General features: G+C 46.4%; 20 protein-coding genes and 1 pseudogene. 6 read left to right on the forward strand and 15 right to left on the reverse strand.

Going from position 1 to position 19,291, the window contains the following annotated elements; translation table 11 throughout:
* Positions 1-47 precede the first annotated feature (47 nt).
* Entirely contained in the window at positions 48-824 is a 777-nt protein-coding gene (locus tag ACWA2B_RS05065; RefSeq protein ID WP_318627952.1) for an SMI1/KNR4 family protein, read from the forward strand.
* Positions 825-841: 17 nt separating this feature from the next.
* Complete coding sequence (locus ACWA2B_RS05070) at positions 842-2,263, forward strand: SMI1/KNR4 family protein (RefSeq protein WP_318627953.1); 1,422 nt, start codon at positions 842-844, stop codon at positions 2,261-2,263.
* Between the two features lie 68 nt (positions 2,264-2,331).
* Here the strand turns inward: ACWA2B_RS05070 and ACWA2B_RS05075 are convergent, their stop codons facing one another.
* The gene (locus ACWA2B_RS05075; protein ID WP_029518565.1) at positions 2,332-2,946 is read right to left on the reverse strand and encodes a TetR/AcrR family transcriptional regulator; all 615 of its coding nucleotides are present in this window, start codon (positions 2,944-2,946) and stop codon (positions 2,332-2,334) included.
* A gap of 25 nt (positions 2,947-2,971) precedes the next feature.
* A complete protein-coding gene (locus tag ACWA2B_RS05080; protein ID WP_049817033.1) occupies positions 2,972-4,456 on the reverse strand; it encodes a phytoene desaturase family protein in 1,485 nt (494 codons plus the stop codon).
* A 320-nt stretch (positions 4,457-4,776) separates the two neighbouring features.
* Between ACWA2B_RS05080 and ACWA2B_RS05085 the strand changes: the two genes are divergently transcribed.
* Positions 4,777-6,012, forward strand: a complete 1,236-nt coding sequence (locus ACWA2B_RS05085) for a PHB depolymerase family esterase (protein WP_029518566.1) — start codon at positions 4,777-4,779, stop codon at positions 6,010-6,012.
* A 296-nt stretch (positions 6,013-6,308) separates the two neighbouring features.
* On the opposite strand, the gene modB is transcribed toward ACWA2B_RS05085, so the two are convergent.
* Both modB and modA read right to left on the reverse strand, forming a co-directional pair.
* The gene (gene modB, locus ACWA2B_RS05090; RefSeq protein WP_029518567.1) at positions 6,309-6,974 is read right to left on the reverse strand and encodes a molybdate ABC transporter permease subunit; all 666 of its coding nucleotides are present in this window, start codon (positions 6,972-6,974) and stop codon (positions 6,309-6,311) included.
* A 3-nt stretch (positions 6,975-6,977) separates the two neighbouring features.
* Complete coding sequence (gene modA / locus ACWA2B_RS05095) at positions 6,978-7,838, reverse strand: molybdate ABC transporter substrate-binding protein (RefSeq protein WP_029518568.1); 861 nt, start codon at positions 7,836-7,838, stop codon at positions 6,978-6,980.
* A 270-nt stretch (positions 7,839-8,108) separates the two neighbouring features.
* Between modA and ACWA2B_RS05100 the strand changes: the two genes are divergently transcribed.
* On the forward strand, positions 8,109-9,071 hold the full coding sequence (locus ACWA2B_RS05100; RefSeq protein ID WP_069010054.1) for a substrate-binding domain-containing protein: 963 nt from the start codon (positions 8,109-8,111) through the stop codon (positions 9,069-9,071).
* Between the two features lie 434 nt (positions 9,072-9,505).
* Here the strand turns inward: ACWA2B_RS05100 and ACWA2B_RS05105 are convergent, their stop codons facing one another.
* Entirely contained in the window at positions 9,506-9,865 is a 360-nt protein-coding gene (locus tag ACWA2B_RS05105) for a hypothetical protein (protein ID WP_318627954.1), read from the reverse strand.
* Positions 9,866-10,031: 166 nt separating this feature from the next.
* Here ACWA2B_RS05105 and ACWA2B_RS05110 point away from each other — a divergent pair, with 166 nt between their 5' ends.
* Positions 10,032-10,274 (forward strand): helix-turn-helix domain-containing protein, encoded by a 243-nt coding sequence (locus ACWA2B_RS05110; protein ID WP_449291761.1) that lies wholly within the window; start codon positions 10,032-10,034, stop codon positions 10,272-10,274.
* A 142-nt stretch (positions 10,275-10,416) separates the two neighbouring features.
* Positions 10,417-10,677, forward strand: a pseudogene (locus ACWA2B_RS05115) (helix-turn-helix domain-containing protein); the annotation flags it as partial.
* A gap of 163 nt (positions 10,678-10,840) precedes the next feature.
* Here ACWA2B_RS05115 and ACWA2B_RS05120 read toward each other — a convergent pair.
* The 10 genes from ACWA2B_RS05120 to ACWA2B_RS05165 all read right to left on the reverse strand — a co-directional run bounded on the left by ACWA2B_RS05120 (position 10,841) and on the right by ACWA2B_RS05165 (position 19,243).
* Positions 10,841-11,716 carry a cysteine ABC transporter substrate-binding protein gene (locus ACWA2B_RS05120; RefSeq protein ID WP_029518573.1) on the reverse strand — a complete coding sequence of 292 codons (876 nt, stop codon included), beginning with the start codon at positions 11,714-11,716 and terminating at the stop codon, positions 10,841-10,843.
* Positions 11,717-11,853: 137 nt separating this feature from the next.
* Positions 11,854-12,609, reverse strand: a complete 756-nt coding sequence (locus ACWA2B_RS05125) for an amino acid ABC transporter ATP-binding protein (protein ID WP_029518574.1) — start codon at positions 12,607-12,609, stop codon at positions 11,854-11,856.
* A gap of 18 nt (positions 12,610-12,627) precedes the next feature.
* A complete protein-coding gene (locus ACWA2B_RS05130) occupies positions 12,628-13,305 on the reverse strand; it encodes an amino acid ABC transporter permease (RefSeq protein ID WP_029518575.1) in 678 nt (225 codons plus the stop codon).
* A complete protein-coding gene (locus ACWA2B_RS05135; protein ID WP_029518576.1) occupies positions 13,286-13,951 on the reverse strand; it encodes an amino acid ABC transporter permease in 666 nt (221 codons plus the stop codon). The genes ACWA2B_RS05130 and ACWA2B_RS05135 overlap by 20 nt, the downstream gene beginning before the upstream one ends.
* Before the next feature lie 219 nt (positions 13,952-14,170).
* Entirely contained in the window at positions 14,171-15,619 is a 1,449-nt protein-coding gene (locus ACWA2B_RS05140; RefSeq protein WP_029518577.1) for a SulP family inorganic anion transporter, read from the reverse strand.
* Positions 15,620-15,907: 288 nt separating this feature from the next.
* Positions 15,908-16,312, reverse strand: coding sequence for a PIN domain-containing protein (locus ACWA2B_RS05145; protein WP_029518578.1), 405 nt, complete (start codon positions 16,310-16,312; stop codon positions 15,908-15,910).
* Complete coding sequence (locus tag ACWA2B_RS05150) at positions 16,313-16,552, reverse strand: hypothetical protein (protein ID WP_016822811.1); 240 nt, start codon at positions 16,550-16,552, stop codon at positions 16,313-16,315.
* Between the two features lie 64 nt (positions 16,553-16,616).
* Positions 16,617-17,189, reverse strand: a complete 573-nt coding sequence (locus ACWA2B_RS05155; protein WP_029518579.1) for a hypothetical protein — start codon at positions 17,187-17,189, stop codon at positions 16,617-16,619.
* 22 nt (positions 17,190-17,211) lie between these two features.
* The gene (locus ACWA2B_RS05160; protein ID WP_069010059.1) at positions 17,212-18,882 is read right to left on the reverse strand and encodes an ABC1 kinase family protein; all 1,671 of its coding nucleotides are present in this window, start codon (positions 18,880-18,882) and stop codon (positions 17,212-17,214) included.
* Between the two features lies 1 nt (position 18,883).
* A complete protein-coding gene (locus ACWA2B_RS05165) occupies positions 18,884-19,243 on the reverse strand; it encodes a phasin family protein (protein ID WP_348623785.1) in 360 nt (119 codons plus the stop codon).
* Positions 19,244-19,291: the final 48 nt, after the last annotated feature.

The following is a 19,291-nucleotide window of genomic DNA, read 5'->3' on the forward strand; positions in this document are numbered from 1 at the left end:
TGGACTCTACCCCTATAGATAGAGTGCCGGAAAGCAGGTGTATTCATATGTATTGGGTTTCCACACAACATACGACGGTGGCTACCGAAGAACTGACAACTTTCGAACATACCTATGGATTAACTTTACCACCTCCCTATGTAGCATTCCTCACCCGCTATGGGCCTGGTACCTTTTGCGGACTGCTGGTGATTGAACCGCCTGATGCTCAACTATTACAATCCTATGCGGATTACGAACTGTGGGCGCATGATGATAACTGTCCAATCACCGTGCAACAGCTAGGCGAGTGCGTGGTCATCGGTAGCTCCATAGATGGGGATTTCCTAGCGGTGCACCCTCAGGTCGAAGGTTTGCTGTGGCTACCGCGACATTCGGAGGTCATTACTAAGAAGCCATTAGATGTTCAGGTCCCATTTACAGATACACTGGAGCATATACTACAGGATGAATTCGGAAGAATAGAGCCATTCCCCCGTTATTTCGAACCTGTCAATCTGGATAGAGCAGCAACATTTCTACTATTTAATCCACCGGAGACGGCGCAAGCTTGCGGTTCAGCCCATCCGAACGATCAAGCCTTGCAAATAGCTCCAGCATCTATACAGGTATTGGCTCAGCGTTTTAAACAGCATTTTGACTCAAATCTATGGATTGAAAACGAGCATATCTGCATGGCTTTTCTTCAGACTCTAGGCGGATATGTGCGTTTTAACTATGCATATGGACGCGAAGTGGCGATCATTTATAAACCCACAGCGATAGCACTTCGTGATGAAATTCTAGCATTCTTGCAAAAAGAGCATTGCCAGGTTGTAGAGTAAGAGGAGGACAAATACGAATGACAGTACATTTTGAACGAACCTTAGAAAAGCTGGGACAGATCGCCGATCGTCTGAGACAAGGTGGGATGTCTGACGTGGTATACCAATGGTCGAAGGGGATTTCTACAAGTGAACTAACTGAGCTGGAGGAACGGCTGCAGATGCCTTTGCCTGCCTCCCTGTCTGAGTTGATAAAGCGGTGTGGCAGCTTACATTTGCTATGGTGCCTCCCTCAACACTGTATTGTAGCCGATGAACCGGCTTGTTCATATGAAAGCAGTAATGGCCTTGAACAAGAACCGAATATCCTCGACGATATCGCAGGAGAATTTGGCTGGAATCATGAGTATATTGGCTATTTTACATCTTATGGGGAAGATACCGACTCAGCAGCGGACGAGCAACGATATCTGATCCTTAATTATAATGGTGCGGGTGATCCGATACTGCTTGATATGGCGACATCCGCAACAGAGCCAGCGGTGTTCTGTTATGATCATGAGTTGGATCAGTTTACGCTGCTCGCAGAAAATCTACCCGCCTATATAGAAACCATGCTCACCTTGCACGGACTATGGCTGTGGGATTGGTCTAACGTGTCAGACGAGCATGGCATTCAGCTAAACAGTCCACCACTACAACTGTGGCAACGCTGGTTGGACATGTTTTGTACGATGAAGCTGGAGGATGCGCAGTCGTTGGAGACGCTGATCCATTACACCACCATGCATGGCGTAGATCATCCTGCTGTGTTGCAGGCTTTTCAAGCCTATGATCCAAAGGATATTTTTCTTGCCTGGGAGCAGCACTGGCAGAACATTCAACATAGCCAGGTTCCATTCTCTACATGGGCCGTTTGGATAGGGGAGACCGCAGGGGGTGGGGCTGCTGATTGGGTTCGCTCCTTGTGGGAACCGGAAACCGCGCAAGTATGGACATCTTTAGCTCAGAACAATCCCCTACATGCTAAGGGTACATTTGCGTCCACACGCGCCTATCTGAGCGCCCGCTGCCTACCCGAGCAGGAAGGCTTGGTATGTGTTTGCAATCACCTGCTACAGCATTCGGTTGCAGATGGCAAATTAGAAGGATACACCGCTAATGGGCAGCTACAGCATTTTCATTCACCGCAGGTCATTAACTGGATACGGGATAAGGTCAATCATCCGGTCGATGGCTGGGCAGTACTTTTCGCCTACTCTTGTCCTACAGCTGAGCAGGTGATTGAATGGCTATCCAGTAGTGAGCTTCATCAGAAGATTGCAACGGAGGGGCTAGATATTATGATTCATCGGGATCTTCTGCCCGCTCTGGAAGCAGACGCTTGGGCCAATATCTCAGATCTGCTTCTTGCTTCTTTGCAGCTCGTGATGCTCAAAAAAGATAAACGTCGTATTGAAGCCGTGCTTAAGCAGCTTTCAGATTTGGAACTTCGTTAATCTTTCGGAAGGGTCGTATGCGGATTCACATGTACAGTGATGTGAGGTAAAGAAAGTTAGCCGCTGCATCAGCGGCTTAACCCCTTGAGGAAAGTATCTATAGTAAATGAAATCAATTCATCATTTGATTGTGCCATAGGAAAATCAAAATTCAGGAGCAAAGAAGTCAAGCCGTGCAGCATACTCCATACAGAGCTGGCGAACAAGCGCTCATCTCCTTGAATGATGGAACCCTCCTCCATAACGGCTTTGAGCCCAGCTTCAAGAAGCTCAAAGCCTTTAAGGCTCCCACTGTCTATAAGACTAACCAAGCTTACAGATTCCAGGTTGCTGATAAACAGAATGTTGTAATATTCCGGGTTAGCCGTTCCAAAACGAACATACGCATCAGACACCGCCTTCAGTGTGTCCAGAGCGTTCAATCCCGCTGCCTGTGCTTCATCCGCACGTTGCTGAAGAGCCTGCAGAAACAGGGCATTTCCTTCTAGCAGGAGTTCGATTACAATGGCTTCCTTATTTTCGAAATAATGATAAATAGTTGTTGGTGAATATTCAATCTGATCCGCAATTTTGCGCATGGAGACTTCAGCATACCCTTGATTCAGAAAAAGCGATCGGGCGGCCTCAATGATTTTCCGGCGGATCTCATTGCTTTCACGTTCTCGGCGTTTGATATGTTTCATGAGTAGATGTACTTGCCCTTTCTGCCTACCCCAATTTGGCGGCGATACGATCAGCTTCCATTATACCCGATTCCATAACCCCTTGAAACCCGCCCCCAGGCTGTGTCCAGGCCCCTACCAATGATAGACGCTTTACTGCTGATTTGTGCTTGAGCCTTTTTATACCGGACTGCCGAACCGTTTGTGCGTAGCCATAAACAGCCCCGTCGGGATTAGCGGTATAACGCTGCATCGTGCGTGGTGTGCCCAATTCGGCTACCATCACTTTGCTGCTAAAACCCGGATACAGCTGTTCAAGGCATCCCAATATCTGCTGTGTCACGGCTTCTTTTTTGGCTTTGTATTCGGGACGTGCGGCAGGCCAGTTCTCCAATCTGTCCAAAAATGTAATTGCGATGACACCCTTTCCCGGTTCATTGAGCTTAGGGTCCATGGCGTTATAATTCGTGAGCATCCAGTTGCCTTTCGTGTACTGGCCGCTCATCATTACTTCATAATCTGTCTCCGAATCCGGCTCATTACGCAGGATTAAGTCTTCTTCGGTGATGCCAAGCTCATGAGGTTCACATGATAATCCCAGATATAGCTGGGTGAGAGACGTGCCAGTCTCCAAACTGCTGACAGCTTCCAGCTCACGACGGGCAGCATCATGGTTTTCCAGTAGACGGCCATAGGTATGATGGGGACTGATACCAGACACAATCCAGTTGGCTTTATATACATCCCCTTTTTTCAGACGGACACCAGCAGCTTTACCATGTTCGAGTATAATCTCAGATACCTGACTGCGCAGGTGAACTTCTCCTCCCGCTGACTTAATAGCGTCAACCAGTGCATTAGATAAAGCCTGTGCGCCTCCCTCAATGTAATACGTCCCCTCCATGTGGTAGCCGATCCAGGGAATAAAAAAATACAGGGCCGCAAGTCGCTTTGGAGGCAATCCGTAATAGGCCCACAGCGCGGTGAAAAATTCCGTGAAGCGGTCAGATAACCCGAACTGGCTTACAGATTCCCAGGTGGTCATTTGCGTCCAGCGGAGAAAGGTCCCAGCTTTGAGCAGGCCAACCGCCTTGCGCCAGGAAGTGAGAGTAGAAAAAGCAGAAAAGCCTGTTTCAAAACGGCGAATGCCCGCGAATAGACTGTCAATGGCTTTCACCTCAGTAGGAAACATGTTCTTGAGGAGCTGCACATACTCCTGAACATCGGACGGAATATCAATGTTCTGGCCTTCCCAACGAATGGAGTAAGGGTGCTTTTTGCGGAGAGGAACAATTCGCTGGTCCGCATTACAGGCCTTCAGCATCTGACCAAAGCTTCCTTCCTCGAGTCCGCCGACACCATGCAAGGAGACATCAAAAGTGTATCCCTTTCTTGTAAATTCAGTTGCGAAACCGCCAGGCAGAGTATGGCTCTCAAAAACAGCTGTTCGGTAACCGAGCGAAGAGAGTCTTGCTGCACAGGATAAGCCACCCAATCCTGCACCGATGACAATAACATCATATTGGTTCATGATTTCATCCCCCTTTTTTTAACATCGTTATATAAGTTAACAGTGTTAAGTTAAGGAGATTATATACCATAATATTACCGTTGCGAAAGTAAAACTTTTTTAATAAAACATCAAAAAAATGTAGCGCTTTCACTTGTCAGATTCCAATGAAGGTGCTATCCTTCAAGTGGGATTGTTACTGAAAAGGCAAAACCCGAGTACACTTGTGTACCCGGAGTTTGCCTTTTTTTTTAATTTGTATGGATTCCACAGCATACAGTTAACCATCCCGAACATGTAGTAAGCGCTTTAAAAAAATGACACCAAAGGAGATTAATCTCATGCAAAGAAGACGTTTTGCCCCTGTTTTATTATCTTTCGTGTTCCTGCTAACGATCTTTTTCCCATCCTCCAGCTCTGCCGCAGCAGCAACAGATGTCCCAGCGCCACAGGCTACCCTGCTTACACAGGTACAGCCTTTGGGTGAAGTCGTTTCTGCTGTTGTACTGAAATACAGCACCAATATTGACGGGGCATCTTTATCCACGTCTAGCTTTCAGGTTCAATCTGTACTCAATGATGTATATACAGATAGAACCGTGACCGGTGTATATACCAATGATACTGGAGCCATCACCAACCGCAGCACTCATGGTAAATATGTCGTGATTGAGCTGGATACACAAGATAAAAATGCAAGTACCCTTACTTACGATGCAACAAGCGCAGTTAACCGCATCAACACGTTGAATTATATTATTAGTCAAAAGAAAGATATTGCAACTTCAAAGAAAACAGTCATCCCAGCCTCTGCACAGACTGTAAAAGCAACAGATAAAATTACACCGATCGTAGACGATTTCCAAAAAAGCATCTTTGAAAATAAAGAAGGCTTCAAGCTGAACTACTTTACGTTTGAGCCTAAAGTTGAGCCCGGCAAAACCTACCCTCTGGTTGTATTCCTGCACGGAAACGGCGAACGTGGTGACGGAAACGGAGTAAATTTGCTGGCAAACGCCGGAGCTGTTACTTGGGCTTCTCCTGAGCAGCAAGCCAAACACCCATCCTTCGTAATCGCACCACAAAGCCCGATTGACTTGGAACATAAATTCATTTGGGCGGATGAACCACGCAACAGCGCTGTAGCCGATTTGGTACGTGAAACAGCGTTAAAATACCCAATCGACACCGACCGAATCTATATTGTTGGTATTTCTCAAGGAGCTATGGGTACGTGGAGACTGCTGGAAAAGAATCTTGACTTGTTCGCCGCAGGTGTACCCATTGCCGGTTTGACCAACTATGAAAAAGCCGTTAACATGTATGCACCTGTCGATCCTAAACACGTTGAAGTACTGAAAAACGTTCCGATTTGGGCCTTCCATGCTGCAGACGACACCACAGTTAGTCCTAAAAACTCGCAAGAAATGGTAGCTGCCATAAAAGCACAAAACGGTAACCTCATTCATTTTACTGAATACGAAGCAGGGATTATCAAACCTACAGGACACTTCTCCTGGGTACCGGCTCTGCAAAATCAGGATATGATTGAATGGCTGTTTGCACAAAAGAAATAAATGTACAGGCCTGTTGATTAACCACTAAATGGTAAAAGTAAAGTCGCCCACCTTTCAGTTGGTTTGTACCCTTACAAACCAACTGAAAGGTGGGCGACTCCATGAAAAAGTCTATTACGATCCCAACGATTCTTCAATCCATTCCGCTAGCCTGTGGGGTGGTTCATACGTATTCAGTCCTGCGCAAACAGCTTTATAGTCTAAGGCACTACCTCTGCTTCTTTTACTTCCTCTAGGCTATATTAACTTTACTGCTTTCATTGCCTGCATTACACACATCATTACGCTTCATTTGCTCAAGTCTTCCTTCTCGCAACAAGCAGCATAATAAATGAAATTAAGACAATGGCAATCGTCCACGCCCAGGCCATCGTCTGATTCCCTGCATCGACAGCTACATAGATCGCCGTAGGTACCGTCTGCGTCTTATTCGGAATGTTCCCGGCAATCATCAGCGTCGCTCCAAACTCGCCAAGCGACCGTGCGAAGCCCAGTATCGCGGCAGTCAGCAGTGAAGGATAGGACAGCGGCAGCGTAATGTAGCGAAACATCTGCCATTCGCCAGCCCCTGCCGATCTGGCCGAGTCCTCCAGTGAACGGTCCACCGCATCGAATGCCGTCTTCATTGTCTGATAGACGAGCGGGAATGCCACCACGATAGACGCCAGCACCGCCGCCCACCAGGAGAAGATGACTGACGCGTGGAACAGCCATTCGATCCATTGTCCTAACCAGCTTCGACGTCCCAGAATGACCAGGAGCAGGAACCCGACTACCGTCGGAGGCAGCACCAATGGAAGCATGAAAATGGTCTCCAGCACCAGCTTACCACGTATGCGGCTTCGCCTTATCCAGCGGGCCGCCAGTACTCCTAGGACCAGCACGATCACACAGGACAGAGAAGCGACCTGCAGGGATAGCTGTACCGGAGGCCAAAATTCCGCCCAATTCACAGCAGTCAACAACTATTCCGCCTTACGGAAGCCGTACTTTTCCATCACCTGGAGCGCAGACTCGGTTTGCAAATAATCGTAGAATTGACGTGCATCCTCCTCATGACTTGTGGCAGCTACCAAACCGAGCGGATAGGTAATCGGAGAATGAAGCTTGGAGTCCACTGTTAACGCAATGCTTGTATCCTTCGTGGAAAGTGCATCCGTCTTGTATACGAAGCCCGCATCCGCGTTACCTGTTGCTACGTACTGCAGCACCTGTCGCACATCCTTGGCTTGTACCAGCTTCGGCTCCAATTCACTCCACAGCTTTTGATTCGTTAACGCTTCCTGTGCATATTTCCCCGCAGGCACACTGTCAGGAATGCCAATCGCGACTGTCTTGATGTCTTGTCCCTTCAGGTCATCCAGTTTCTTGAGCGCCACTCCATCCTTAGCAGGAACGACTAATACCAGATCATTCGCGAGCAACGTGCTGCTCTTCTTGACAAGGGCTTTTCCCTCAAGCGCCTTCATGCTGGAGGTAGAGGCAGAGATAAAGACGTCTGCGGGCGCTCCTTGCTCAATCTGACGCTGAAGTGCACCGGAGGCGCCGAAGTTAAAGTTCAGCTTCACATTCGGGTGCTCCCGCTCATATCCGGTCTTAATCTCATTCAGGGCGTCCGTCAGGCTTGCCGCTGCAGAGATCGTCAACTCCACCTGTTGCTGGTCCGGTGCCTTCGTGCCTGCTGTATTCTCCGTTGTTGTTTGTGCTGCTGTTGCCGCCGGCTCTACAGGAGCTGCGGGCGCAGCACTCTGGGAACCGCAAGCAACTAACACCACTAGTGCCCATATAGCTACTAGACTTCCAATCGTAGACTTGATTCTTCTCAAATTCCATCCCCCGTTCAATCATGTTTAGTTATAATTAGATATAACTAGTATAAATTCATATCTCATTATAGCTATGAAGGTAATCCTTGTAAACCACCAAAGAGCAGTTGGCAAGTATCACTTATGCCTGTTTAGAAGCTTGATGTTCCTGACTTTTTCGCCAGCCTCTGTTATGCCAGATGATTTGGTGTACAATATATGAGACACTGTGCATGATACATCACAGAAATTGATACATTTCAATCATACTGTTATTAATGGAGGTCTACTATGAATTCTCCTGTATCCTATACGACTGAGGAAATAGCCAAGCTACTGAAGATATCCAAGCTGACCGTCTATGATCTGATCAAAAAAGGAGAGATCCCCTCGTACCGGGTAGGTAAGCAAATGCGGGTGGATGCCAGTGATCTCGAAGCTTACAAGCAGCGCTCCAAAAGCCAACTGCTGAAGCACGACCCATCACCCACACCCATATCCATGATGATCCCGCCGCATTCGCTATCCGGCGGTTCGACGCAGAACTCCAGTACAGCAGTCATTACTGGCCAGGATATCAGCCTCGACATTCTCGTCAAGCATCTTGAGAGCCAACAGACGTCCATTCGCCCGCTCCGCTCATATGGGGGTAGTCTGGACAGTCTCATCTCTATGTACCAGGGCAAAGCAGACATCGTCAGTACGCATCTGTGGGACGGCGACAGCGGTGAGTATAATTTGCCTTATATTCGCAAAATTCTGAACGGCTTCTCGTACCTCGTCATCCGTCTGTTATCCCGGCAAGCAGGGCTGTATGTCCAGACAGGGAATCCTTATGGTTTGCAGGGCTGGAAGGACTTGGCGCTTCCGGGGCTGCGTTTGGCGAATCGCGAGAAGGGCTCCGGCGCGCGCATCCTGCTCGACGAGCAGCTTCGTCTTCATCACATAGACCGCACTGCCTTGCTCGGATATGAAGACGAATCGACGCATCATATGGCTGTAGCAGGCAAGGTCGCCTCCGGCGAAGCCGATGTTGGTATCGGAATCGAGAAGGCCGCCAGTATTGTGGGGTCCGTGCAGTTTATTCCACTCATTCAGGAGCAGTACGATATCGTCATGCTGCGCACACCAGAGCGACAGGAATGGATTGATCTTATATTGCAGATTCTTCATTCGGACAGCTTCCGGCGGGAACTGGGAGCCATTCAGGGATATGACCTTTCTGAGACAGGAAAGATCTTGCTAGAGACATAGTCCTAAGTACAAAACAACGTTCAGGAACAGTCTTCCTGAGCGTTGGAGTCTATTATGGAACTAAATGTCGCTGTTAATGCTGAACGACTATAATGAAAATCAATGTAGCTTAGCAGGAGTAAGCCTCGGGAGCAGGCTTGCCAAGCGCAGGGAAAATCTCGTCCAACTGCTTCAATAGCAAATTGCACATGATATAAAAAGAATATATGAGTTTGGCTCATACAGTTCTAAAAATAAAAGCGCCAGAACGGTTCGAAATCCGCCTGGCGCTATATTTATTGCATATAATTAAATCTACTAGGATGCAAAAGCATTTGGGGAAATATGTACCTTTATTACGGCAGTGTTCATTTCACCCTTTTACGCTTCTGTGTTACATTATATAAATAAGACGAGAATAAAAATTCGAAGCTGAATTTATGTTCGCCATTTTTTCATAGTCCTTTATTCCGAACTAAATCAAAGTCTATATCTTCTCGACATGTGTTACATAACAACTCGTCTGTAAGAAAACTTAATGCATCCATGTTGCGCAACCGTTCGACTAACTCGGTAATCACATCTATGTCCTCACGTTGTACATATCTGGCAAGAGTGATGCCGCCTGTATCGCCATCAAAATATAGATGCGAATGATGTCTTTCCTTTTTTACATGTCGAAGAGTAAGCACGCTATTGTCGATCATCATGACGTAACGGTCCTTGATTAGATAGCCCTCAAAAAGCTCATACATATGTGGAAGATCACAGGGACCAAGAATGACACTTACTTTTTCAAAATTACCTTTGTTCATTTAGATTAGCTCCCTTCACATCTATTAAATCGGTCTTTACTAAAGATTATATTTGTAAATTTTATAACTTTTCAAGATTAACCTTTGCGGTTATTTTATATCCTTTAAAGATAAACTTCAATAGTTAATGCTATTTCTATTTAAATTTCTATAATGAGGTGTATGTATGGGAATTATTTTTAAACTTGAAGAATTACTTCGAGAAATCGGGATTACTAAAAACGCTCTCGCTCGTGAGGCAAAAATCAGACCTAATACCATCTATGAGATGTGTAACAATACATCCAAGCGAATCGAATTTAAAACATTTAATACCGTGATGGCAACACTGATTCGGCTCTCTGGTCGTCCATTAACCCTACATGATGTTCTCGAATATATACCTGAGGATGAATCAGAGAAACACTGATACATTCACAGAATAGTCCGCTGCATCTTATATCTCTGCCCCTGGCAGGGATATTTTTTTCCTTGTTATTTAGCATAATTGTTATCATTATTTCAGAGTACGTGTGACTAGAATCTATACTGATAAAGGAGTATTTTCCATCATGAATGTTCATGAGAGATATCATTTTAAACTTGGCGATATTTTAGAAGAACTTGATATTTCCCGAAATAAACTAGCCGTAGAAGCAAAAATACGTCCGGCTACTGTAATAGATATGGTAAATGGCAAAACCAAAAGACTTGAATTAGAAACACTTGTCCATATACTTGATGCTTTGAACAGAATTGCCCATCAACGAAGATTTTCAAGGACTATTACTCTTGCTGATATTATAGAATACATTCCTGAAGATGGAATTGAGAGACAGTGGGACTGTAACATGAGAATGAGGATTACTACTAGCCGAGTGGGCATTTCCATGACAATTTAAGAGGTTGCTAAAGCCCCTTTTTCCCCATATTAAAGAAGCGTTGGGCTTGTTGTCCCAACGCTTCTTTATGCTAAAACAACAACTTATACTATGATTAATCCACTTTTCCGCCTTCTACGACCAGTTGATCTGTAAAGCCTTCTCCATAAACGGAGGTCAGTGTGTCCTTGTAGGCTTGATGGACAAAATTTTCCTTACCCAACGTTGCCAACTCATTGTTGATCCAGTCTAACAACTCCTTATTTCCCTTTGCTACTGCGGGTGCAATCGTATCTTGACCACCAAAGGCCGGGATGGTTACGGTAAAGCCGGGGTTGGCCTTTGCCCAGGCGATCAGCTCTGTATTATCGTTGGCAATGGCAACGCCGCGTTTGTCTTTGAGGGCTGAGAAAATCTCTGTGTATTGATCGAATTTGAGCAGCTTGATGTCAGGATAATTTTTCGTAAAATAGGTTTCAGCCGTCGTTCCTTTTGCGACAATCAGCTTTTGATCCGAACCCTTCAATTGGTCAATCGTGGTGATTGGAGCACTATCAGGTGACACAATGCCAAAGGATAATTTCATATACGGATTGGCAAAATCAACTTTTTCTTTACGCTCATCGGTCACCGTAAAGTTAGCCATGATGATATCTACCTTGTTGGATTCCAAATAGGCAACCCGGCTGGCAGCATCCACCAGAACAAATTCCACCTTGGACTCGTCACCCAAGAGATCTTTGGCAAACCGCTTCGCAATATAGACGTCAAAGCCTTGATTTTTCCCTTCCGAATCCACGTAGCCAAAAGGCGGCTTATCTGCAAATACACCGATTCGAATCTTGCCATTCTTTTTAATATCCTCAATCGAAGCAAATTTAGCCGAGCCTGAACTACCGTTGGTATTACCAGCCCCTGCACATCCCACCAAACCAACAAGCAGCAAGCTCAAAGCCAGTAATAACGTCGTGAACTTCATTCCTTTTCTCATCTGTATTCCTCCCCCTGTTTGTCAGCATTTTGCATCATTCGGTTTCTTTCGCTTCTGGGTGCAATATAGAGACCAATAGAAACATGTCGATCTCTATATTGTGATTGGAAGTCGCTCATGGAATTGATGCAAAATGCTCATATCGTTTCGTACTGAAATATATCCAGAAAGTGCTGGGCACGCTCTGTTTCCGGTTGGGTAAAAAATTGCTGCGGCGTAGTCATTTCGCATATCTGTCCTTGATCCATAAAAACGATACGATCTCCTACCGACTTGGCAAATCCCATTTCATGCGTCACGATAATCATGGTCATGCCCTGTTGGGCCAGCTCTCGCATGACATCCAGCACCTCTCTGACCATTTCCGGGTCCAAGGATGCGGTGACTTCATCAAAGAGCATAATTTCCGGATTCATACACAGGGCGCGCACAATCGCAATCCGTTGCTTTTGCCCACCTGATAATTGTCTCGGATACGCATCTTTGCGATCCAGCAGACCCACTCGCTCCAATAGCTGCTCCGCTTGCTCAAGTGCCTCCTGCTTATTTCTCCGCTGAACTTTAAGCGGGCCGAGCAATATATTTTCTAAGACCGTCATATGCGGAAACAGCTCGTAGTTCTGGAACACCATTCCGATATGCTGACGCACCTCACGCCAATTCACTTTCTTGTCCGTCAGGTCTTGCCCTCTATAACGGATATCTCCGCTCTGAACTGGTTCCAGACCATTGAGACATCGGAGGAGTGTGCTTTTTCCACATCCCGAAGGACCGAGAACGACCACGACTTCCCCTTTCGTTACGTCCAGATTAATCTGTTGTAGTACTTTTCGGTCTTCGAAGCTTTTGTGCAGCCCTCGAATTTCGAGTAAAACCTCCACAGCCTCTCCCATGACACCCACCCCATCCTGCTAATTTTGCCATCTGCGTTCAAATCTTTTGGAAAGTCTGGATAACGGATAGCATACGAGAAAATATAATATGAAAATAAAGCCATACACCCAAAAGGATGCCGAGGGCGCTTTGATTACACCAAGCTCAATAATCTGCTGTCCGACCTTGACCACTTCTACTACACCGATCAGCACTACTAATGAAGTGGTTTTGATCATCCGTGTCGCCAAATTAATAGAACCGGGAAGCATTCGGCGCACCGCCTGGGGAATGAGTACATGGCGGTATAACTGCCCATATGTCAGTCCCAGTGCCTGCCCGGATTCCACCTGATGCTTGGGCAGTGATTCCAATGCACCCCGAACAAGGTCACCAATCTCGGCTGCTCCCCACAGGCTGAATACGATAATTGCTGTCAATTCTCCGCTGATATTCACATTTAACAAAGGCGTAAATCCAAAATATACAACATACAACCACACCAAAATCGGAATAATGCGGAATGTCTCCAAATATAATCTCAGCACAAACCGAATCGGTCTTGATTGTAAGGTGCGCAGCAATCCCATCAGAATGCCTAATAGAGTACCGATAATAATGGAAAGTAACGCAATCTCCAGCGTAACGAGTAATCCCCCTAATAGACGCTCGAAATTGGAACCTTCAAAGAGCACATTAATCCCCGAATTCAGCATATCGCACCTTCCTTTCCACCCAAGTCAGCAGTATCGACAAAGGTAAAAGCAGGACGAGATATGCCAATACCAGCAGAATTAGCGATTCTGTCGTTTTGTAGTACATACCGATTAGGTCTTTTGCCACATTCATCAAATCTAATAAAGCAATGGCGCCAACAATGGAGGTCTCCTTGAGTAGAAAAATCGCATTCGCTCCCAGAGACGGAACACTGATGGTAAAAGCCTGTGGCAAAATAACATATCTCGCCAGTTGTATCTTGGACAGTCCGAGACTCAGCCCGGATTCCGTTTGCGTTTTACTTACGGCTTCGATTCCACCACGGAACGCCTCAGCCATATAACCCCCGCCCAAAAAGGTCATGCCCACAATGGCACACGTCATTTCGCTCATATGCAGACCTATTTTCGTAAACCCGTAATACAGAAAATATAACTGAACAAGCAGCGGCGTATTTCGGGAAAGCTCAATATAGGCAACAATGATGCCGCTAATTCCCTTCACCTTGTAATACAGTACTATACTGCATAGCAAACCGACGACTAGTGAAAACAGAATAGCAAAAAAGGCGATCTTCAACGTCAGCCACATGGCTTCTCCATATAGCGGCAAGCTCTCTACAATAAAGTCCCAGTCTAAGTTCATATGTGCATACCTTTCAATTTTCAATTATTCCTATGTATTTGCTTTGCTTAATAACAATGATTGTATTCCTGCCCAATTATTACGTCAATACTTTGATGAAAATTTGTCATATTTATCTATGGTTTAGGAAAGAAAAGTGTTGTTTTATTTCAGAAATAAATAAAAAAGCTTGAAATGAATAAATTTCATTTCAAGCTTTGATTTATGCTATACGATTCATCACACGAGTGGCTCTGTAACTACAGGACCGCCGAGCTTCTCTACAATTAAACGGCTTTCCTCATTTAACCCTTGTAGGGTAATAGTTTTACCTGAGTTTCTGTATTTTTGAAGCACCTTGCCAATAGCAGTAACCGCCGAGTGATCCCAAACATGCGAATGGCTAAAGTCCACTACAACGCGGTCCGGGTCATCCGAAGGTTCAAAATGATCAACAAAATGAGACGTTGAGGCGAAAAACATCGGCCCCCTGACATGGTACACCTTTTCTTCATGATCCTCAGTCGTACTGATACGGATTTTAGCCATTTTCCAGCCAAAATGCAGTGCACTTAGCAGTACGCCCACGATTACGCCCTTGGACAAATCATGCGTAGCCACCACGATGATCACCGTGACCACCATAATCAACGTATCTGCTTTGGGAACCTTGGCAATGTTTCGCAGCGATTTCCAATCCACAGTTCCAATACACACCATGAACATAACTCCCACTAATGCGCCCATGGGTACTTCCTTCACAACTCCACCAAGTACGAGCAGCAGAAAGGCCAAGAATACCCCTGCCGTAAAAGTGGACAAACGCCCTCTTCCACCTGAGCTGACATTAATGACGGATTGTCCGATCATGGCACAGCCACCCATACCCCCAAAAAAGCCATTTACAAAGTTGGCAATCCCTTGCCCACGGGCTTCCCGGTTTTTATTGCTTTTCGTTTCGGTCATTTCATCCAAAATGCTGGCTGTCAGCAGCGATTCCAGCAGTCCAACCAGTGCCATCGTAAAGGAATACGGCAGCAAGATCCGCAAAGTATGCCACGACCACTCAATTTGCGGCAAGTGGAATGAAGGCAGCGAACTGGTCAGCGTCCCGATATCTCCTACCGTTTTGACATTCAATCCAAATATATACGTAATGATCGTCATGATGATGATTGCCGTCAATGGAGCGGGGATGCTTTTCACAAATCTCGGTAATATATACACAATGAGCAGCGTACCTGCTACCATCGCGTACATGATCCAATTGGCTCCATGAAAATGAGTAAGCTGAGCCATAAAGACGAGGATCGCCAACGCATTCACAAACCCGGTCATGACTGGCTGTGAAATAAAGCTTATAAAGCGACCTATTTTCAGAACACCCAGCACCACTTGAATGATTCCTGCCAAAATGGTAGCTGCAAACAGATATTCCACGCCATGATCCTTCACCAGACCAACGACCAGTACAGCTACGGCCCCGGTTGCTGCCGAGATCATCGCCGGACGTCCACCTGCAAAAGAGATGACAATGGCCATCGAGATGGAGGCGTACAGTCCGACCATGGGATTGACCCCCGCAATGATCGAGAAGGCAATCGCCTCGGGAATTAGTGCTAGCGCCACGGTCATGCCCGCAAGTATATCGGCCCGGATATTACCGAACCATTGTTGTCTAAGATTCATACTGTCTCGTTCCAGCCTCCTATATTTACAGAGAGTAGCGTGTTGACTCGCAACCCGTGTGGTTTCGGGCATCCGTCCAGCTGCCAATCGCCAAGGCTCTCCTATCATTCAGTTCGTCTCTCTCAAACGACCCGGTCCGTTACATTCAGTCCATCATTATAACGTAAGGGGTTCGCAGAGACGAATGAGTTAAAAGGCTGTTTATAGAAAGAAATCATCTATTCCCTTGGAATATCGTTCATTTACTTCATCTTATTCGTTTTCTTATATTTAAATTTTTTGCAATTCCTAAGATTCTAACCTGCTAAAGTTGATCACCTTAACTTCATACTCAGACTCCGCGAACTGTAAATCTTGATCCGCCGTAACCAGTACCAATTGGTTTATAATAGCTGTCGCAAGAATCAACGCATCTGGGGTCTTGAGCTTTCTTGCAAACTTATCTTTTTGTTCTCTTCTGATACGCCCCGCTTTAACTGCGATCTCTGAATTAACTGCAATAAATTCCCCGCCAAGAAAAGGTATCGAATCTAAGTCAGTATTAGTAGGCAACCCGGCTATAAACTCGGACTGAGTTATAACAGAAAAGAAGATATTCTCTTTATCTTTCTCAGCTTGTCGTATTACTCTATCCAAAGATGAGTCAAGTCTATGAAGGGCAATAGCTGCATTCGTATCAAATAGATACCCCATCTAATCCCAATCCTCTCTGGATTGTTTAACACTCTCTTCGATCTCAAGTAATTGCTCCTTGCTTAGACTGCCTCGAGAATTTAAAACAGCTTGCAACCCTTTTGGTAACGGGGACTCTAAATCAATAACCTCAGTTTCCCCCTGTTTATTTTCTATAGTAACTTTTGATGGTTCAAACCCAATATCACGAAGGAGACTTAGGAGACGTATTCGATGTATATCCGTTAATTTTTTTGCCACTAAAATCACTCCTTAGCAAAAGATTAGTTTCCGTTCATAGCTTGTTTAATTCGTTTTCTTATATTTAAAATTTTCGCAATTCCTGCACAAGCTCCGATAGGGCTTCAGCAATCTCAGAGTCTGCATGGTGCTGGAGTAAACTCTCAAAGTCAGGCAGTGCTTGCTTCAATAATCGATAGCTATAGTCATAATAACTCCAAAAAGCTACCGGATCATAACCACGTGCTTCTTCCTCTTCCCATTCCAGTTCATCTTCTTCTGGATCGCTGTCTGCTGACCATAGATATTTTTCGTCCAGCAGCATGGTTAGGGATTCAACAGACTTCTGTGAATCCTCTTGTGCATTTTCCATGTCCAATGCTCCAACAACCGCATGGTACAGTTCCAACTCACTCGGCGTGATATCATCCGAATTTCTCGTATGCAAATTACGCAATAAGAAGAGTAACACCCACGGCGTAACCTGCCACAGTGTGCCTTGATGCTCTATCAGATCAGCAATGGCTGCGTACTCCCCATTGGATATCAATTGTGGCAACTCCGTGCCTCTACCATAAGGAGTAGTCAGGCGGTGCCAAGGCACCTCTGCAATTTGGAGACCATCCATTAGGGCAGTGTTCATCTTATGAGTATCCATAACTCTCCTTTCTGGTCGGTATCTAAAACCTTCCCGATTTAAAAATGGAATACAGTAAAAAGGCAACCATTAAGAGAGCGACAACAAAGCCGATTTCAATAGCAGGTACATTCCACAGCATGGTCGCCTGATGATTCAGCGATGAACCGATAATCAGTCCGACCATAATAATGCTGAACGCTAACAGCACGATACTGAATGACAGGCGGTTGCTGATCTGATCCAGCCTGCGCAGAAGCATTTCCAGCTCCGGCACAGTAACCTCCAGCTTAAGCTTGCCCTTGCCGATAATCGAGGCTAAATGCCTCGCCTGTCCTGGCAGTTCCATCAGCGCTTCCACCAGCTCAGTCGCACCGCCGAGCAGCTTGCCTCGGATACGACGACCGCTGAAGCGTTCCTTCAGCAGCCTGTTACCAAAGGGCTCAGCCAAAGCGATAATACTGAGATCAGGGTCCAGATGCTCCACGACCCCCTCCAGTGTCAGCAACGCCTTGCCTAGCAACAGGACGTCCGACGGCAAACCAATCCGATGGCGCTGCGCTGCGCCAAACAGGTCGTTCAAAGCATCACCAATACTGACCTGTGAAAAAGGAACGTCTGAGTAATCTTCGCGTATCTTGTCCAGATCGGCACGTAGCGCATTCAGGTTGGTATCCGGTTCGACCAGCCCCAAACGTGCGATAGACCGAACCATGGCATCGGTATTTTTGCGCATCAGGGCAATAATGAGGGAAGCGAGATGATTCTTCATCTCTTCGCTCAGCCTTCCCGTCATGCCAAAGTCCAAATAAGCGAGACTACCATTTTTCAGAACGAGTAAATTCCCCGGATGGGGATCGGCATGAAAAAATCCCTCTATAAAAATTTGATGCAACATGCTGTTCACCAGCCGCTGCGCCAGTTCTTTCAAGTTATATCCACGGCGTAATAGCTCTTCACGACTACCCAAGTGAGTTCCGTCTAGAAACTCCATGGTCAGTATACGGGAAGAGGTATGATCCCAGTATATTTTCGGAATATAGATATGTGGGTCCTGCTCAAATTGGAGCGCAATCTTCTCTGTATTACGGGCTTCGTGGTTGTAATCCAACTCCTGAATGAGCGATCTCCCCAGCTCCTCTACCATCTGGCGAAGCTGATACCGCTCTACCCATTCCCAGCGCTTGGCTGCCATTGCGGTCAGTTCCCGCAAAATGTCCAAATCTCGCCGAATGATGCGATTAACGCCAGGACGCTGGATTTTAATGGCGACCATTTCGCCGCTGTGCAGCTTGCCCAAATGCACTTGCCCGATCGAAGCAGCGGCCAGCGGAACATCGTCAAAACGAACCAGTATGTCCTCTAATGACGTGTCCAGCTCCTGCTCCAGAATGCCACGCGCCGTTTCAGATGAAAACGGCGGTACCTGATCCTGAAGCTTAACCAGCTCACGGATAATAGGCTCCGGCAGCAGGTCAGCACGTGTGCTTGCCAACTGTCCAAGCTTGATGAATGCAGGCCCCAGATCCTCCAGCACAAGTCGAATCCGTTCACCTAACGTTTTGGACTCGGGAGTTTCTCTCGTCAGCCACTTGCGAGGCAGTGACAGTAGCTGGAACAGTCCCATTTCTTCCACCATATAGCCAAAGCCATGACGCGCCAGCGCCATGGCAATTTCCCGGTAACGACCGGCGTGCTTCATACGAACCGCCATTTTAATCCAGCCGGTTCGCTTCTTCAGCGTCGCTCGAACCCGTAAGCGCCGCCTTTTCTTTTTCCAGCTCCGCTACCTGTTTTTCCAACAATGCCACACGCTGCTCCAAACTTGTGACATCATTTTCGGTAGGTACTTCCAGCTCCTGCAAAATGCGGCTAACCTGTTCGCGGATCACTGTTTTGAATTGTCCCTGTTCCTCTACCCCTCGTTCGATCAGACGATCGACCAGTGCTTTGGATTCCGAAGGCGCAAGTTCTCCGCGGTTTACAAGATCCTCGACGGCTTTCTCCACCTTTTCTTTGCTGACAACGGTGAGGCCCCACCCCAATGAGATGGCTTTTTTGAACAAATCGCTCATAATATATCCTCCCCTACCTGTGATTACCTACTAGTATAACCTGAAAAG

The sequence above is a fragment of the Paenibacillus sp. CMM36 genome (assembly GCF_053570945.1).

Coding starts and splice junctions, on each gene's coding strand:
- ACWA2B_RS05065 (WP_318627952.1), top strand. CDS start 48: ATGTATTGGGTTTCCACACAACATACGACGGTGGCTACCGAAGAACTG.
- ACWA2B_RS05070 (WP_318627953.1), top strand. CDS start 842: ATGACAGTACATTTTGAACGAACCTTAGAAAAGCTGGGACAGATCGCC.
- ACWA2B_RS05075 (WP_029518565.1), bottom strand. CDS start 2,946: ATGAAACATATCAAACGCCGAGAACGTGAAAGCAATGAGATCCGCCGG.
- ACWA2B_RS05080 (WP_049817033.1), bottom strand. CDS start 4,456: ATGAACCAATATGATGTTATTGTCATCGGTGCAGGATTGGGTGGCTTA.
- ACWA2B_RS05085 (WP_029518566.1), top strand. CDS start 4,777: ATGCAAAGAAGACGTTTTGCCCCTGTTTTATTATCTTTCGTGTTCCTG.
- ACWA2B_RS05100 (WP_069010054.1), top strand. CDS start 8,109: ATGAATTCTCCTGTATCCTATACGACTGAGGAAATAGCCAAGCTACTG.
- ACWA2B_RS05105 (WP_318627954.1), bottom strand. CDS start 9,865: ATGAACAAAGGTAATTTTGAAAAAGTAAGTGTCATTCTTGGTCCCTGT.
- ACWA2B_RS05110 (WP_449291761.1), top strand. CDS start 10,032: ATGGGAATTATTTTTAAACTTGAAGAATTACTTCGAGAAATCGGGATT.
- ACWA2B_RS05120 (WP_029518573.1), bottom strand. CDS start 11,716: ATGAGAAAAGGAATGAAGTTCACGACGTTATTACTGGCTTTGAGCTTG.
- ACWA2B_RS05125 (WP_029518574.1), bottom strand. CDS start 12,609: ATGGGAGAGGCTGTGGAGGTTTTACTCGAAATTCGAGGGCTGCACAAA.
- ACWA2B_RS05130 (WP_029518575.1), bottom strand. CDS start 13,305: ATGCTGAATTCGGGGATTAATGTGCTCTTTGAAGGTTCCAATTTCGAG.
- ACWA2B_RS05135 (WP_029518576.1), bottom strand. CDS start 13,951: ATGAACTTAGACTGGGACTTTATTGTAGAGAGCTTGCCGCTATATGGA.
- ACWA2B_RS05140 (WP_029518577.1), bottom strand. CDS start 15,619: ATGAATCTTAGACAACAATGGTTCGGTAATATCCGGGCCGATATACTT.
- ACWA2B_RS05145 (WP_029518578.1), bottom strand. CDS start 16,312: ATGGGGTATCTATTTGATACGAATGCAGCTATTGCCCTTCATAGACTT.
- ACWA2B_RS05155 (WP_029518579.1), bottom strand. CDS start 17,189: ATGGATACTCATAAGATGAACACTGCCCTAATGGATGGTCTCCAAATT.
- ACWA2B_RS05160 (WP_069010059.1), bottom strand. CDS start 18,882: ATGGCGGTTCGTATGAAGCACGCCGGTCGTTACCGGGAAATTGCCATG.
- ACWA2B_RS05165 (WP_348623785.1), bottom strand. CDS start 19,243: ATGAGCGATTTGTTCAAAAAAGCCATCTCATTGGGGTGGGGCCTCACC.